Origin of the sequence: Kitasatospora sp. NPDC052896 (genome assembly GCF_044547075.1) — a bacterium.
In the GTDB taxonomy this organism is placed as follows: Bacteria; Actinomycetota; Actinomycetes; order Streptomycetales; family Streptomycetaceae; genus Kitasatospora.
The window spans coordinates 216,027-231,600 of sequence record NZ_JBITZU010000002.1; the positions used below are offsets into that span (position 1 = coordinate 216,027).

At 72.2% G+C, this 15,574-nt stretch carries 10 protein-coding genes and 1 tRNA gene; 2 read left to right on the forward strand and 9 right to left on the reverse strand.

Going from position 1 to position 15,574, the window contains the following annotated elements:
• Positions 1 to 32: 32 nt before the first annotated feature.
• Complete coding sequence (locus ACIGXM_RS07115) at positions 33 to 1,511, reverse strand: catalase (RefSeq protein ID WP_396557719.1); 1,479 nt, start codon at positions 1,509 to 1,511, stop codon at positions 33 to 35.
• Between the two features lie 102 nt (positions 1,512 to 1,613).
• On the opposite strand from ACIGXM_RS07115, the gene ACIGXM_RS07120 reads away from it, so the two are divergent.
• Complete coding sequence (locus ACIGXM_RS07120; RefSeq protein ID WP_396557721.1) at positions 1,614 to 2,024, forward strand: Fur family transcriptional regulator; 411 nt, start codon at positions 1,614 to 1,616, stop codon at positions 2,022 to 2,024.
• 13 nt (positions 2,025 to 2,037) lie between these two features.
• On the opposite strand, the gene ACIGXM_RS07125 is transcribed toward ACIGXM_RS07120, so the two are convergent.
• The 6 genes from ACIGXM_RS07125 to ACIGXM_RS07150 form a co-directional block, all read right to left on the reverse strand.
• Positions 2,038 to 3,924, reverse strand: a complete 1,887-nt coding sequence (locus ACIGXM_RS07125) for a tetratricopeptide repeat protein (protein ID WP_396557723.1) — start codon at positions 3,922 to 3,924, stop codon at positions 2,038 to 2,040.
• A 311-nt stretch (positions 3,925 to 4,235) separates the two neighbouring features.
• Positions 4,236 to 6,299: a glycosyl hydrolase family 18 protein gene (locus ACIGXM_RS07130; RefSeq protein ID WP_396557725.1), complete on the reverse strand. Its 2,064-nt coding sequence runs from the start codon at positions 6,297 to 6,299 to the stop codon at positions 4,236 to 4,238.
• 49 nt (positions 6,300 to 6,348) lie between these two features.
• Positions 6,349 to 7,944 (reverse strand): chitinase, encoded by a 1,596-nt coding sequence (locus ACIGXM_RS07135; RefSeq protein ID WP_396557727.1) that lies wholly within the window; start codon positions 7,942 to 7,944, stop codon positions 6,349 to 6,351.
• A gap of 258 nt (positions 7,945 to 8,202) precedes the next feature.
• Complete coding sequence (locus ACIGXM_RS07140) at positions 8,203 to 10,101, reverse strand: BTAD domain-containing putative transcriptional regulator (RefSeq protein ID WP_396557729.1); 1,899 nt, start codon at positions 10,099 to 10,101, stop codon at positions 8,203 to 8,205.
• 206 nt (positions 10,102 to 10,307) lie between these two features.
• Positions 10,308 to 10,381 (reverse strand) — tRNA-Met (locus ACIGXM_RS07145).
• 90 nt (positions 10,382 to 10,471) lie between these two features.
• Positions 10,472 to 13,345: a UPF0182 family protein gene (locus ACIGXM_RS07150; RefSeq protein ID WP_396558351.1), complete on the reverse strand. Its 2,874-nt coding sequence runs from the start codon at positions 13,343 to 13,345 to the stop codon at positions 10,472 to 10,474.
• A gap of 203 nt (positions 13,346 to 13,548) precedes the next feature.
• Here ACIGXM_RS07150 and ACIGXM_RS07155 point away from each other — a divergent pair, with 203 nt between their 5' ends.
• Positions 13,549 to 14,112 carry a PPA1309 family protein gene (locus ACIGXM_RS07155; RefSeq protein WP_396557731.1) on the forward strand — a complete coding sequence of 188 codons (564 nt, stop codon included), beginning with the start codon at positions 13,549 to 13,551 and terminating at the stop codon, positions 14,110 to 14,112.
• A 103-nt stretch (positions 14,113 to 14,215) separates the two neighbouring features.
• Here the strand turns inward: ACIGXM_RS07155 and ACIGXM_RS07160 are convergent, their stop codons facing one another.
• The gene (locus ACIGXM_RS07160) at positions 14,216 to 15,301 is read right to left on the reverse strand and encodes a PDZ domain-containing protein (RefSeq protein ID WP_396557733.1); all 1,086 of its coding nucleotides are present in this window, start codon (positions 15,299 to 15,301) and stop codon (positions 14,216 to 14,218) included.
• A 55-nt stretch (positions 15,302 to 15,356) separates the two neighbouring features.
• On the reverse strand, positions 15,357 to 15,545 hold the full coding sequence (locus tag ACIGXM_RS07165; RefSeq protein WP_396557735.1) for a hypothetical protein: 189 nt from the start codon (positions 15,543 to 15,545) through the stop codon (positions 15,357 to 15,359).
• Positions 15,546 to 15,574: the final 29 nt, after the last annotated feature.

Below are 15,574 nucleotides of genomic sequence, written 5' to 3' on the forward strand. Positions count from 1 at the left end.
GGTCCCGGGGCCCGCGGTCTGTCGGGGTGCGGTTACCGCTGCTTGCGCAGCTCACGCACCGCGGCCTCCAGGCGGCGGCCGTAGTCGGCGTCCGCCTGGCGGAAGTTGTCGATCGCGCGCTCGACGATGTCGTCGCGGTCGGCGGAGACCTTGGCGATGAAGCCGGCCAGGTTGGCCACCAGGCGCTCCTTCTCGGCCTCGCCGAACAACCGGTAGAGGTTGCCGGCCTGCACGAAGTCGTTGTCCTCGGCGTGCGAGGGCGCCACGTGGTCACCGGTCACCCCGCTCACCGCGGTGGCGGCCCAGAGCGGACGGCCGGTCTCGACCGGGCCGCCGAAGCTGTTCGGCTCGTAGTTCTTCCGGCGGCCGTGCCGGCCGTCGTAGAGGTAGCCGTCCCGGCCGTTGGTGCGCGCCTCGGTGGCGTGCGGGCGGTTCACCGGCAGGTGGTCGGCGTTGACGCCGACCCGGTAGCGGTGCGCGTCCGCGTAGGCGAAGAGCCGGCCCTGCAGCATCTTGTCGGGGGACGGGCCGATGCCGGGCACGAAGTGCGACGGGCTGAAGATCGACTGCTCGACCTCGGCGAAGATGTTGTCGGGGTTGCGGTTGAGCTCCAGCTTGCCGATCTCGATCGGCGGGTAGTCCTCGTGCGGCCAGACCTTGGTCAGGTCGAACGGGTTGAAGCGGTAGTCGGCGGCGTCGGCGGCGGGCATGATCTGCACCTGGACCGTCCAGCTCGGGAACTCGCCGCGCTCGATCGCCTCGCGCAGGTCGCGCTGGTGGCTGTCCGGGTCCTCACCCGCGAGCTTGGCCGCCTCCTCGGAGGTCAGGTTCCGGATGCCCTGGTCGGTCTTGAAGTGGTACTTGACCCAGAAGTGCTCGCCGGCCTCGTTCTGCCACTGGTAGGTGTGCGAGCCGTAGCCGTTCAGGTGGCGGTAGCTGGCCGGTATGCCGCGGTCGCCGAAGAGCCAGGTCACCTGGTGGGTCGACTCGGGCGACAGGCCCCAGAAGTCCCAGACGTTGTCCGCCTCCTGGGAGCCGGTGTACGGGTCGCGCTTCTGGGTGTGGATGAAGTCCGGGAACTTGATGGCGTCCTTGATGAAGAACACCGGGGTGTTGTTGCCGACGAGGTCGTAGTTGCCCTCCTCGGTGTAGAACTTCAGCGCGAAGCCGCGCGGGTCGCGGACGGCGTCGGCCGAGCCGAGGTTGCCGGCCACGGTGGAGAACCGCAGGAAGGTCTCGGTCTGCTTGCCCACCTCGGAGAGGAAGTTGGCCCGGGTGTAGGCGCTCACGTCGGCGGTCACCGTGAACGTGCCGTACGCGGCGGCGCCGCGGGCGTGCACCACGCGCTCCGGGATGCGCTCCCGGTTGAAGTGCGCGAGCTTCTCGAAGAGCAGCTGGTCCTGGATCAGCGCGGGACCGCCGACGCCCGCCGTCTCGGTGTTCTGGTTGTCGGCCACCGGCGCACCGGCCTCGGTGGTCAGGGTTGGCCGCAACTCGTCCTGGGCAGTCATGGGAGCACCTCCGCGTCATCCGGTCGTGTTGACCAGATCCTATCTTGGACTTTGTCTAAGTCAACACTGGAACCAGAACGAGATCTTGCTACTCTGGGTGGTATGAGCGACCTGCTGGAACGCCTGCGCGAACGAGGCTGGAGACTGACCGCACAGCGGCGCGTCGTGGCCGAGGTGCTCGACGGCGACCACGTGCACCTGACCGCGGACGAGGTGCACGCCCGCGCGGCCTCCCGGCTGCCCGAGATCAGCCGGGCGACGGTCTACAACACGCTCGGCGAACTGGTCGGCCTGGGCGAGGTGTTGGAGGTCAGCACGGACGGCCGGGCGAAGCGGTACGACCCCAACGCGCACCACTCGCACCAGCACCTGATCTGCTCGCGCTGCGGCACCATCCGGGACGTCCACCCGGCCGGCGACCCGCTCGCCGCGCTCCCCGCCGAAGAACGCTTCGGCTTCGCGCTCTCCGGCGCCGAGATCACCTACCGCGGCGTCTGCCCCGACTGCCGCTGAGGAGCCACCCGCGCTACGCGGTCATCTCCGGGTGCAGCGCGTCGAGCAGCCGGGCGGCCCGCTCCGCGACCTCGGCCGGCCCGTAGTCGGTGGCCCGCCGGCACCAGTTCTCCGCCTGCACCGGCTCGCCCCGGCGCAGCGCCAGCAGCGCCAGGCGCAGCGCGGCCCGGCCGTGGCCGGCGTCGGCGGCCCGGGTGTACCAGAGCATCGCCTCGGCCTCGCTCTCCTGCCGGGCCAGCAGCAGTCCCAGGTTGAACGCCGCGCTCCGGCTGCCGCCCTCGGCGGCCCGCCGGTACCAGCTCTCGGCGATCTCCAGCGCGCCCCGCTCGGCGGCCCGCACGCCCATCCGCACCTGGGCCCGCGCGTGCCCGGCGTCGGCCGCCATGGCGTACCAGTGCTCGGCCTCCTCCTCGGCGCCACCGCGCCGGTCCAGCAGCGAGGCCAGCCGGAACGCGCCCTCGGCCGACCCGCCCTCGGCCGCCTGCCGGTAGCGCTCCAGCGCGGCGGTCAGGTCGCCGCGCTGTTCCTTGGCCACCGCGAGTTGCAGTGCCGCCTCGCCGTGGCCCTCGGCGGCGGCCCGGGCGTACCACTCCTGGGCTTGCTGGTGCTCGCCGCGGTTGGCGTGCAGGATGCCCAGGTTGAAGGCGCCGTCCACGCTGCCCGCCTCGGCGGCCTTGGAGAACCAGGGCTCGGCTCCCGACTCGTCGCCGCGCTGCAGCAGCACCACGGCCAGCGCGTTGCAGGCCTCCCGGTGGCCGGCGTAGGCGGCCCGGCGGTACCACTGCTCGGCCTGCGCGTCGCGGCCCGCGGCGGCGCAGAGCAGGCCGAGGTTGAACGCGCCGTTGTGGTCGCCGGCGTCCAGCGCGGCGCGGTACCAGCGCTCGGCGGCGGCGTCCTCGCCCCGGCCGGCGTGCAGCGCGCCGAGCGCGTTGGCCGCGTTGCCGTCGCCCGCCTCGGCGGCCTCCTGCCACCACTCGGCGGCGGCCGGCAGGTCCCCCGAGTCGCGCAGCAGGAAGCCCAGCGCGCAGGCCGCCCGCGGCTCGCCGTTCTGCGCCGACTGCCGGTACCAGCGGGCCGCCTCGTCGCGCGCCCCGCGCTCCTCGACCAGCACGCCGAGCCGCAGCGCGGCCCGCGGGTGGCTGCGGACCGCGGCGGTGCGGTACCAGGTCTCGGCGCTCTCCTTGTCGCCGGCCGCCTCGCGCATCCGGGCCAGCCGGTAGGCGGCCTCGCGGTGGCCGGCGTCGGCGGCGGCCTTGAACCAACGCTCGGCGCGCACGTCGCGCCGGTGTTCCATCAGGTCGCCCAGCGCGTACGCCCCCAGCGTGTGTCCCTGTTCGGCGGCGAAGTGCAGCCAGTACTCGGCCGCCTCCTCCTCGCCCTGGTCGCGCAGGTGCAGGCCGAGCGCGTGCGCGGCCGGGGCGCTGCCGGCCACCGCGGCCTGCCGCCACCACTGGCCGGCCTCGGCCCGGTGCCCGCGCTGGTGCAGCAGCACGCCGAGGTTGTTGGCGGCGGCCCGCAGGCCGGCGCCGGCGGCGCGACGGAGATACGGTTCGGCCTCGTCCAGGTCGCCGCGGCGCAGCAGCAGCGCGCCGAGCTGGCTGGCCGCGTTCGGGTCGCCCTCGTCGGCGGCGGAGCGGTGCCTGGTCTCCAACGCCGCGGACTCCCGGGCCGCCAGCTCGGACTCGAAGCTCGCACCGGGCGTGCCCAGTGCCGCGGCGCTGCCGGCGGTCGCCGGGTAGGGTCCGGCCAGCTGCGGTGCCGGGACGTGCACCAGGCTCTCCGGCCCGTACGAGCGGTTCTGCGCCGGCGCGCTCCCGCGCTGCGCGGGCACCGGGGCGGTGGTCTCGTCGCCGTCCCCGACCGGCTCGGCTCCGGTGTCGCCCCTGCCGATCAGCTTCATGCCGACTCCCGCTCCCCCCAGGTGCTGCGGCATCCGCCGGGGACGCGTCGGGGCGCACGGATCGTCAATCTCCGTGCACCGTCCCCCGTGTGGTCCATCGTCGCATCACCCGATACCCGCGTACACCAGCCTCGCGCAATTTTGCCGGGCCGGCCGAAGCCGGCGGGGCAGCTTCGGCGCTTTGTCGATTTCCCGACACTTGCGCCTCACAAACCCCCAACTGTCAAAGGGGATGAACCGAGCGTCCGCCAATAGTACCGGAGGCGGTGCCACCGCTTCGGCTGGCACCGCCTCCGTCAGGTCACGGAAGCTCAGTTCAGGCTGATGTCATCGGCGTAGTACGTACCCTGCCCGTACCAGCCGTGCAACCAGACCTGCACCGAGTTCACGTTCGCACCGGTGGTGAACGAGGTGGAGAGCTTGGTCCAACCGGGGCTGCTGGTCCAGGTCGAGGTGTCGTCGCCGGAGCCGGTGACCCCGAGGTAGACGTAGTCGCCCTGGACCCAGCCGGCAAGGGTGTAGGTGGTGTTCGGCTGGACGGCCACCGTCTGCGTGCACTGGGCGTCGTCGGAGCTACTCGCGGCGCCCGCGAGCGCGTACGAGCCGGAGTGCACCGGACTGCTCACCACCGTGCCGAGGTTGCTGGTGCAGCTCCACGGGGAGAGGGCGCCGGTCTCGAAGCCGCCGTTGACCACGCCGCCGGTGGGGGTGGACGTCGGGGTGGGGGTCGGCGTCGGCGTGGGGGTGGGGGTCGGTGTGGGGGTCGGCGTCGGCGTGGGAGTGGGGGTCGGTGTGGGGGTCGGCGTCGGCGTGGGAGTGGGGATCGGTGTGGGGGTCGGCGTGGGCGTGGGGGTGGGCGTCGGCGGGGCCGGGCAGCTGCTCGCCGAGCCGTTGGTGTCCGCCACCGCCGCGTCGAAGAGCGTGGCCGCCGGGTCCAGGTCGTACAACGAGAACATCATCGTCCCGCCCAGCCCGTTGCAGTGCAGGTAGTCGGCCTTCGCCTGGATCGACTGGGCGTCCTCACCGGACCAGAAGTTGGTCCCGTCGTAGAAGTACGCGGCCTGCGCGACCGGGTCCCAGAAGGTGTCCGCCGGGTTGTCCACCACCCCCGAGAGCTCCTTGTACATCCGGATGCCGGCCACGTTCCCGGAGTCGGCCGCGCCCGTCGCCGGCCCGGTCGCGGTCTGGAAGAGCCCGCCCGCACTGCCGGCCGGCACCCCCGTCCAACCCCGGTAGTAGAACGGGATCCCGATGTTGAGCTTGTTCGCCGGGAAGCCGCCGGGGATGCCGTACTGCGGATCGCCGACCGTGTAGGCCTTGATCGCCTCGTCGATCGAGTACTTGCTCGTCCCGGGGGCGATCGGGCTGGACGGGTCGGCCGGGTTGTCGTAGATCGGCGACTGGTGGTTGGTCGGCCCGGTGGGCTCCCAACCGCCGTGCATGTCGTAGGTCATCGGGTCGCCGAAGGTCAGGTACTGGGCGATCTGGTCGGTCTGGATGTCGGAGATCTTGTCCTGGCCGGAGGGCAGCGCCGCCGAGAGCGCGTAGGTCTTGCCGTCGGCCGCGCCCTGCGCGTCCAACTCCGAACGGAACTCGGCCAGCAGCGCGGTGAAGTCCTGCTTGTCGGCGGCCGAGGCGTGGTTGCCGACGTGCCCGCCACCGCCCGGGTACTCCCAGTCGATGTCGAACCCGTCGAAGATGCCGGCACCGGTACCGGTACCGCCGTATCCGTTCTGCGAGGGCAGGTTGCCCTTGATGAACATGTCGATGCAGGAGCTGACCAGCTTCTTGCGCGAGGCGTCGGTGGCCGCCGCGTCCGAGAAGTACTTGGAGTAGGTCCAACCACCGATCGAGAGCAGGATCTTGAGGTTGGGGTACTTCGCCTTCAGCTCCTTGAGCTGGTTGAAGTTGCCGGCGATCGGCTGGTTCCAGGTGTCGGCGGTGCCGTTCACGCTGATGTCCGAGCCGAAGCTCTTGCCGTAGTCGGCGAACGAGTCACCGGCCCCGTCGCCCGCGTTGGGGTCGCTCTCGTCCTGCGAGGCGGCCTGGTCGGCCTCGAAGCAGGTCAGGTTGGTCGGGTCGATGTTCTCGAAGTCGTAGATCAGGTAGTCGAGTTTGCCGGCCATGCCCTCCTGGTCCACGTTCTTCAGGTAGAAGGCGTTCTGGTAGACCGACCACTGGTCGTAGTACGCGACCTTGAGACCGCCCGAGGTGGCGGGCGCACCGGTGGTGTTCGCCGGAACGGCCGGTGGGGCGGCCGCCGGGTGGTTCTGGGTGGCCTGGGCGTGGGCAGCGCCCAGCACCGACAGTACGGCGGCCAGCAGCGTGGCGGCGGCCGAACTCACCGCCCATGCCGATCGGGTGGTTCTGCGCATGCGGTTCTCTCCTGTGATGTGGGGGCGAGGAGACGGGGAGTACGGCCGGTCAGCTCATGCCGTGCAGGTGGCCGCCGACCGTGGTCGCGATGGAGTTGCCGTTGCTGGCATCCCAGTTGGTGGACCAGGTCATGGCACCGCCGATGCCGGGCCAGCTGGTGGGGGGCTTGAAGGAGCCGCAGTTGGTGCCGCTGGCCAGGCAGTCCAGCGCGTTGTCGACGGTCTGCGGGTCGACGTATCCGCTGCCGGCCGCGCTGGTCGAGGCCGGCACACCGAGGCCGACCTGGCTCGGCGCGAGGCCGCCCTGGAGCTGGATGCAGGCCAGCGCGGTGAGGAAGTCCTCACTGCCCTCGGAGTAGACGTTGCCGTCGCAGCCGTTCATCGAACCCGAGTTGTAGTACTGGGTGTTGACCATCGTGAGGATGTCCTTGGTGGCCAGCGCCAGTTGGAAGTAGGCGGTGCCGGTGGACTGCATGTCGATGGTCTGCGGCGCCATGGTGAGCACGAAACCGGGGCCGGCCTGCTGGGCCAACTGGTGCAGCGCGCTGGACATGTAGGTCGCGTTGACACCGTTCTCCAGGTCGATGTCCACCCCGTCGAAGCCGTACTGCTGCATCAACGCGTAGGCGCTGGAGGCGAAGTTGGCGGCCGAGGTGGCGTCGCCGACCGAGATGGTGCCGTTCTGGCCGCCGACCGAGAGCACCACCTTGACGCCGGCCGCCTGCTTGGCCTTGATGTCGGCCTTGAACTGGGCGTCGGTGTAGCCGCCGAGCTTGCTCGCCAGGGTGGGGTCCAGGCTGAAGGTGATGCCGCCCGGGTTGTTCGGGTCGGCGTCGGCGAAGGCCACCGCGATGATGTCGTAGGCCGGGTTGACGTCGCTGAGTCGCTGGTCGGTGGCGCCGTTGTCGAAGTCCTGCCAGTAGCCGGTGAGCAGGTGCTTGTTCCCGCCGCTCGGGCCCGTGGGGGTGGGGGTGGGCGTGGGGGTGGGGGTGGGCGTCGGGGTGGGACTGGGCGTCGGCGTGGGGGTCGGTGTCGGCGTCGGCGTGGACGGCAGCGTCGGGGTGCCACCCGGGCCGCTCAGCACCAGGTCGTCCGCGCTGTACGCGCCGGTGCCGTACCAGCCGTGCAGGTAGATGGTCACCGACGTGCTAGACGGGCCGGTGGTGAAGCTCGTACTCAGCTGGTTCCAGGCCGAGTTGCTGCTCCAGTCGGAGGTGTCCGTCCCGCCGGTGCCGCTGTCCCCCAGGTACACGTAACTGCCCTGGACCCAACCGCTGAGCGAGTAGGACGAGTTGGGAAGCACCGCGACCTGCTGGACGCACTGCGCGTCGTCGCTGCCCGTCGGGGTGGCCAGCAACGCGTACGTCCCGGAGTGCACCGGGCTGGTGACCACGGCTCCGGAGCCGTTGGAACACTGCCAGCCCTGCAGGGTTCCGGTCTCGAAGCCCGGGTTCTGCAGCAGGTTGGCGCTGTCGGCGGGCGTGGCCGCGGTGCTGGCGCTGGCACCCCCGGCGAGCAGCACCGCGCCGCTCACCGCGAGCGCGAACGCCACCGTGCCGGCCAGCGCCGCTCGTGCGCCGAGGCCGGCTCTGCCGCCCGGCCCGTCGGCCGGTCTGCTCTGGTTCTGTCGGGTCGCACGGTGCACGAGGCGGCTCCTCGGTTCGGTGGGACGGCGCGGCACGACGAGCCGCGGCACGGAGGCGGGCGCAGGGGGCGGCGGGGCCGACAGCGGGAGGAGGGGTGCTCCTCGACACGGACGAGCAGCGCGCCCCGGGCCCCGGCAACACAGAGTGGACTAGACCAAATAGCGGGTCAAGGGCTCGCGTTCCGCCCGCCCGCCGGCCGCTCCCCGGACACCCGCCGCTCACCCGCCCATGCTCGGGGCGCCCCGAAGAACCGCAGGTCAGCCCGGTCGACCGGGGGACGGCGGACGCGTCCACGACATCCGGATTCCATTCGCCGTCCATTCGCCGGACCGCCCGTAGCAGGCCGTCAGCGAGTGCGCGTGGTACTCGCCGTCGCCCTCCGGCCGCAGCAGGCCGTGCTCGGCCAGCAGGTCGAGCAACTCCTCCGCCCGCGGCGCGTCCACCTCCAACTCCCCGGCCACGGTGGGCCCGAGGAAGCGGGTGCCACCGGACCGGCAGAGCCGCCGGAACGCCGCGGCGGCGGCCGGACCGGCCGGCCCGCGGCGCAGCCGTCGCTCGGCCGAGACCAGTGCCGCCACCACTCCCCCACCACCCGGCCCGAGTTCGGCCAGCCACCGGGTCTCCTCGGTCAGCCGCTCGGCCAGCCCGGCCAGCCCCCGCCCGGGGCGCGCGGCGACCCGGGCCGCGGCGGCCCGCAGCGCCAGCGGCCACCCCGCGCAGACCGCCAGCACGGCCTCGGCCGCCGGCCCGTCCGCCTCACCCGTCCCGGCACCGACCGCCGCGGCCCGACGCAGCAAGCGGCCCGCCTCGGCCGGCCCGAGCCCGCCGAGCGGCACCACCCGTGCCCCGGCCGGCCCGAGCGCCCGCCCGCGCCCGGTCACCAGCACCGCGCAGCTCGGTGCCCCCGGCAGGACCGCCGTCACCTGCGCCGCGTCCGCCGCGTCGTCCAGCACCAGCAGCAGTCGCCGCCCCCAGGTGACCGACCGGAACAGCGCCGCGCGCTGCTCCGACTCCACCGGCAGCGCGCCCGGTTCGACACCGAGGTCGGTGAGCAGCCGGCCCAGCAGGCGACCGGGCGACCGGGGCCGGCCGGCCGCGTCGTGCAGCGCCGCCCAGAGCTGCCCGTCCGGGAACCGCTCGCGCAGCAGGTGCGCGGTGTGCGCCGCGAGTGCCGTCTTGCCGATCCCGGGCGGCCCGGTCAGCACCGCCACCGGCACGGTGGCCGGTCGGCGGTCCGGAGCGAGGATCCGCCGCAGCGCCCGGACCTCCGCCACCCGTCCGGTGAAGTCCGCCGGCTCGCTCGGGAGTTGGGCCGGACGCCAGAGCGGTCGGGCCGGCCCGGCGAGCATCGCGGCAGGCCGCCCCGGCTCCAACTCCGGGTCGGCCCGCAGGATCCGCTGGTGCAGCTCGTCCAACTCCCGCCCCGGCTCCAGCCCGAGCTCGGCGACCAGCTGGTGTCTGGTCTCCGCGAAGACCGCCAGCGCCTCGCCCTGCCGGCCGGCCCGGTAGAGCGCCAACATCAGCAGCCCGCGCAGCCGTTCACGAAGCGGATGCGCGGCGGCCAGCAGACCCAGTTCGGCCACCACCTCGTGGTGCCGCCCGAGCAGCAGCGCCAACTCGAACCGCTCCTCCTGCGCGGCCAGCCGCAGTTCGACCAACCTGCCACGGTGCAGAGCGGCGTACGGACCGGGCAGGCCGTCCAGCGGCGCCCCGCGCCAACTCGCCAGCCCGCCTTCCAGGGTGGCCTCGCAGCCGGCCAGGTCCCCGGCCGCCCGCTGCTCGCGGGCCCGCGCCCGGGCCGCCTCGAAGAGCCGCAGGTCCAGGCAGCCCGGCTCGACCAGCAGCCGGTAGCCGGCCCCCTCGGTGGCGAGCACCCCGCCGAGCGACCGCCGGGTCCGACCGGGATCCACCACCCGCCGCAGCCGGGAGACGTAAGTCGCCACCAGACCCGGTGAGTTACCGGTGGACCGGGCCCCCCAGACGGCCTGCACCAACTGCTCACGGGAGACCGGCTCGTTGGCGTTGAGCAGCAGCACCGCGAGCACCGCCCGCTGCATCGCGGGCCCCAACGCGCTTTCCACACCGGCCCGGTGGACCCGCAACGGTCCGAGCAGTTCGTACTGGAGCGGCCCGCCGTCCACCTCCGGCCCGGGCATCGGCCCCCGCTCCTCTCCACCGCGGGCGGCCGCCCACCGGGTGGACCCACGGTGGACCAGCCGCCGGGCCGCGTCAACACACCGGGAGATGAGAAAACGCCGGGACGGTGCGACCCCGACGAAGACCGAGGACAGCGAAGGCCGGGAACACGGCCGGCTGAAAACGTCGAAGGCCCGGAGGAACTCCTCCGGGCCTTCGACGAGAGTAGCGGGGACAGGATTTGAACCTGCGACCTCTGGGTTATGAGCCCAGCGAGCTACCGAGCTGCTCCACCCCGCGTCGTTGTGTCTCAACAATAGCACGATCACGGACCACCCCACGCACCCCACCGGTCACGGGGTGCGCGGGAGCCCGGCTCGGCGTCGCGGCTCAGGGCCGCTGCTCGGCCGCCGCCGCGGCGTTCAGCGCGTTCTGCAGCGCCTGCTGCGCCGTGCCGTACGCGGCCCAGTCGCCGTTCCTCAGCGCGGTCTGTCCGTTCGTGAAGGCCTGCTGGGCGTCCGCCAACGCCTTCCGCAGCGCGGCGTCGCCACCCGGCGACTGCGACGCCCCACCACCCGACGCCGAACCGCCGGACGCCGAACCGCCGGACGACGCCGTGCCGGTGGCTCCGCCGGCCCCGCCCAACACCTTGGCCAGCGCCGCCTGCAGGGTGTCCTCGAAGGCCACGTTGTCGTTGCCGTACACCGCGAGCACCTTCTGCAGCACGGGGTAGTTGGCGCCGCGCCCCTTCACGTACACCGGCTCCACGTTGAGGAACCCGCCGCCCACCGGCAGGGTGAGCAGATTGCCGTACTCCAGGTCGGAGTCGCTGCCGTTCTTCAACAGGGTGAGCTGGTTGGCCACGTCCGGATTGGAGTTGAACTGCGACTGCACCAGCTTGGGCCCCAGCGTCTTGCTGTCGCTCGGCACCCTCAGGATCCGGATCTTCCCGTAGTCCGGCCCGGGATCGGAGTCCACCGACATGAAGGCCGCCAGGTTGTCCCGCCCGCTCGGCACGAAGGTGCTGGTCAGTGAGAAGGTCGCGGCGGACTGGTCGGGCATCCGCAGGGTCAGGTAGTAGGGCGGCTGGGCCTGGCCGGTGTCGTTGGTCGGGTCGACCGGCACCTGCCAGATGTCCGTCCCGTTGAAGAACGAGTTCGGGTCGGTCATGTGGTACATCCCGAGCAGGTCGCGCTGCACCTTGAACAGGTCCTGCGGGTAGCGCAGGTGTGGCAGCAGCGCGGCCGGGATGGCGCCGCGCGGCTGGACCGTGCCGGGGAACGCCTTCATCCAGGTCTTCAGCACCGGGTCGGTGTCGTCCCACTGGTAGAGCGTCACCTGCCCGGTGTACGCGTCCACCGTGGCCTTCACCGAGTTGCGGATGTAGTTGACCTGGTTGGCGGGTGTCAGCACCCCGCCGCGCTGGTCGCTCAGCGAGTCCTTGGTGGCGTCGCCCAGCGTGGTCCGGGTGGAGAACGGATAGCCGTCCGAGGTGGTGTAGCCGTCCAGCACCCAGGTCAGGTGACCGTTCTGCACCACCGGGTACGGGTCGCCGTCGATCGCCAGCCAGGGCGCGACCTTCTCCACCCGCTGCTGCGGCGTGCGGTTGTCGAGCAGCCTGGCGCCCTTGGTGATCGCCCCCGAGTAGAGGATCTGCGGCTCGTGGTACTTCACCGCGTAGGCGGCCCGGGTGATCGGGTCGTTCAGCGAGACCCCGCTGCCGCCCTGGTACTGGTAGGTCTGGTCGCCGCTGTCCGCGGTGTAGTCGATCTCCCGGTTGCTGCCGCCGACGATGGCGTAGGTGTCGGTCTTCTCGCCGTAGTAGATCCGCTGCTGGTAGTCGCCCAGCGAGCCGGTGGTGGGCAGGCCGGACTCGGTGAAGACCGGCTGGCCCTTGTCGTTGACCTGGTTGCCCTTGGCCGCCACCACGCCGTAGCCGTGGGTGTACTTGAAGTGGTCGTTGATCCAGTTGCGCTGCTGGACACCGTTCAGGTCCAGCTCGCGCAGGCCGATCACGGTGTCCTGGGTGCCGCCGGCCGACGGGTAGCGGTCCACGTCCAGGGTGGACGGGAACCCGTAGTAGGAGCGCTGCTGCTCGATCTGCTGGAAGGTCGGCGAGACCACGTTCGGGTCGAGCAACCGGATGTCCGCGATGGTCTGGGCGTCCGGCGCGACCGCCCCGGCGTTGGTCGAGCCGGCCGGCGTGTACTGCTGGGTCTGGCTGTCCGCGATCCCGTAGGCCTGCCGGGTCGCGTCGATGTTCTGCTTGAGGTAGGGCGTCTCCTTGGCCTGCTCGTTCGGCTTGACCTGGAACTGCTGCACGATCGCCGGGTAGAGCCCGCCGATCAGCACCGCCGAGAGCGCCATCAGCCCGAAGCCGATCAGCGCCGGTGCCCAGGTCCGCCGGACCGGGGTGAGGAAGAACAGCACCGCGCAGATCAGCGCCACGAAGAACAGGATGGTCTTGGCCGGCAGCACCGCGTTGGCGTCCGCGTAGCGCAGGCCCGTCCAGCCGGCCACGCCCTTGTAGGCGCCGGTCTTCACCGCCAGCCCGTACCGGTCCAGCCAGTACGCGGCCGCCTTGAGCAGCACGAAGACCCCCAGCAGCACCGCGAGGTGGCCCTGCGCCCCGACGCCCACCCGTCGCCCGGGGCCCTGCAGCCGCAGGCCGCCGTAGAGGTAGTGCACCGCCAGCGCGGCGGCCAGCGAGACCACCACCGCGCTGAACGCGAAGCCCAGCAGGAACTCGTACCACGGCAGGTCGAAGGCGTAGAACGCGACGTCCAGGTGGAACTGGCCGTCCTTGGTCCCGAACGGCGTCGCGTTCGTCCACAGCAGCCAGAGCCGCCACTTGCCGGACGCGGCCGCCCCGGCGATCAGGCCGATCACCAGCGAGACGCCGAGCAGCGCCGACCGCCGGTACGGCGCGAGGCCGCTCCGGTAGCGGTCCAGGCTCTGCTGCTCGACCGACATCGCCGACAGTGGCGGGCGCAGCCGGTACGCCAGCCAGATGTTCGCCCCGGTGACCACCGCCATCACCAGCCCGAATGCGGCGAACAGCCCGAGCTGCGTCCACAGCCGGGTGGTGAAGACCGAGGCGTAGTGGACCGAACGGAACCAGAGCCAGTCCGTCCAGAACCCGGCGAACAGCACGAACGCCAGGAACACCAGGAGCAGCAGACCGACGGTGAGCACCAGCGCCCGGATGCGCCGAGAGGGCGGGCCGACTCTTGGACGGAACCCCGACCCGCCACGGTCGGGCATCTGGAACACCAAGGGGGCACCTCTGCTGTGGTCGGACGGCCAGGGACGATGGAGCCGGGTGGGTGACACCGGGTTTGCCGGGCGACCCACCCAGAGCAACTTAATCGGCCGTCGGCCGAGTTCCCAGGCGCCCGGTGCGTTCCCCGGCCGGCCACCCCGGCCACCGGGCGTCGGCGCGGCCCGGGGCGTGTGAGGATTGAGCCATGTCCGATGCCCGTAACACCCCCGCCGACGCCGGCCTCCCGCCGGCCGCGACCCCGCTGACCCGCGCCGCCCTGGAGATCGACGAGTACGTCGCGGGGCTCGGCTGGGACCTGCCCACCCGGCTGTTCGCCCTGGTGGACAGCGCCCAGCTGCGCCGGACCGACCCGGCCCTGGCCAAGCAGCTCGGGCTCGACGCCGCGCAGGACGGCTCGCTGACCCCGGTCGAGCAGGACGAGCTGCCCGCCGGCATGGCGCTGGACGAGTTCCTCGGCACCATCGCCTGGCCGGACATGGTGGCCGGCTGCGCCCTGGTGGTCGAGCGGCTGATGCTGCCACCGGGCGCCGAGAAGACCCGCCCGGCCAACGCCTCCGAGGCGCAGATCGCCGAGTGGGTGGCCAACCACCCGAACCGCCAGGAGGTCCGGATCACCGCGGCCGTGCTGCGCGACGGCAAGCGCGAGACGGCGCTGCGACTGCGCGAGAAGGACCTCGCCCGTGAGGTGCTGACCGGTCCCGACCTGGTTCCCGGCCTGACCAAGGCGCTGCTGGCGACCTTCGCCTAGGACCTCGGGACGCTCCGCCCGCCGACCCGCCCGGTCGAGGAGCCGCGCGGGTCAGGGAGCCGCGCGGCTCGGGACGCGGAGCGGGGTCGCGGGGCGGAGCGGGTCAGGAGGCGGAGCAGGACGGCAGCGCGGAGTCCTGCCCGGCCCGGATCTGCGCCAGCGCCTTGAGCGCGCCGTCCAGCGTCTGCACCTTGATCAGCCGCAGCCCGCTCGGGGTGTCCTTGCTCGCCTCGGCGCAGTTGTCGGCGGGGGTGAAGAAGTACTGCGCACCGGCGTCCCGGGCGGCGATCTCCTTCATCGAGATCCCGCCGATCGCGCCGACGTTCCCGTTGTCGTCGATCGTCCCGGTGCCGGCCACGAACCTGCCACCGGTCAGGTCGGTCGGGGTCAGCTTGTCGATCACGCCGAGCGAGAACATCAGCCCGGCGCTGGGGCCGCCGACGTCCTGCAGCCCGATGTCGATGTTGAACGGGTACGTGTGCGTGGTGCCGGGGACGATCCCGACCATGGCCCGGTTGGGGTCGTCCGGCGCCTTGGTGGTGGTGATGGTGACCTGCTGCTCGTCCGCCGGGTTCGGGGTGGCGCCGGCCTTGTCGTGCGGGACGACCGTGAAGACCACGTTCTCGCCCGGCTTGTGCTTGGTGACCAGCGGCGCCACCTTGGCCGGGTCGGTGACCGGGGTGCCGTCCACCGCGACGATCTGGTCGCCCGCGTGCAGCTTGCCCTCGGACGGGCTGCCGGCCACCACCGAGGAGACGATCAGCTCGGTGCCCACCGGGTAGCCGAGTTCGGTGAGCGCCGCGGTCTTGGCGCTGTCCTGGGAGGAGGCGAACTCCTCGGCGTTCTCCTGCTCGGCCTGCTGCTCGGTCTGGTTCGGCGGGTAGATGCTGCTGTGCGGCACCACCAGCACGTCGCTGCGCAGCCAGCCGACCACCACCGAGACCAGGCTCGGCTGGTAGTTCGCGCCGGTGACCTGGACGGTCGTCATGTTGAGGTGCCCGCTGACCGGATAGGTCTGGTGCCCGCTGATGCTGATCACCGGGGTGCCGGCCTTGTCCTGCGCGCCGAGCGTGTTGTAGGTCGGCCCGGGGCTCAGCTCGGTGTACGGCACCTTCATCAGCACGGAGGCGCAGAGCAGCGCTATGAGCAGCAGGGTGGCGGCGAGCATCGTCGCAGAGCGGCGTGGCATGCCACGACAGTACGGGACCAGTGCCACTCGGCGCCCCCCGGGTCCGCGAGCTCCCCTACTCGACCGGGTCCTCGGGCCGGCGGGCGACGGTGGTACTGCGCTCCATCGCGGCCAGGAAGCGCTGGTGCTCGGCGAGCGAGGCGCCGTCGCCGGTGGCCCGCGGCGGGCGGGCGGCCCAGGCCGCCCAGAGAGCGGCCAGCAGCGCCGCGACGACGGGGATCCCCAACCAGGCGAGCGCTGCCATGTCCCATCTCCCAGTTCATCGTGCCTATC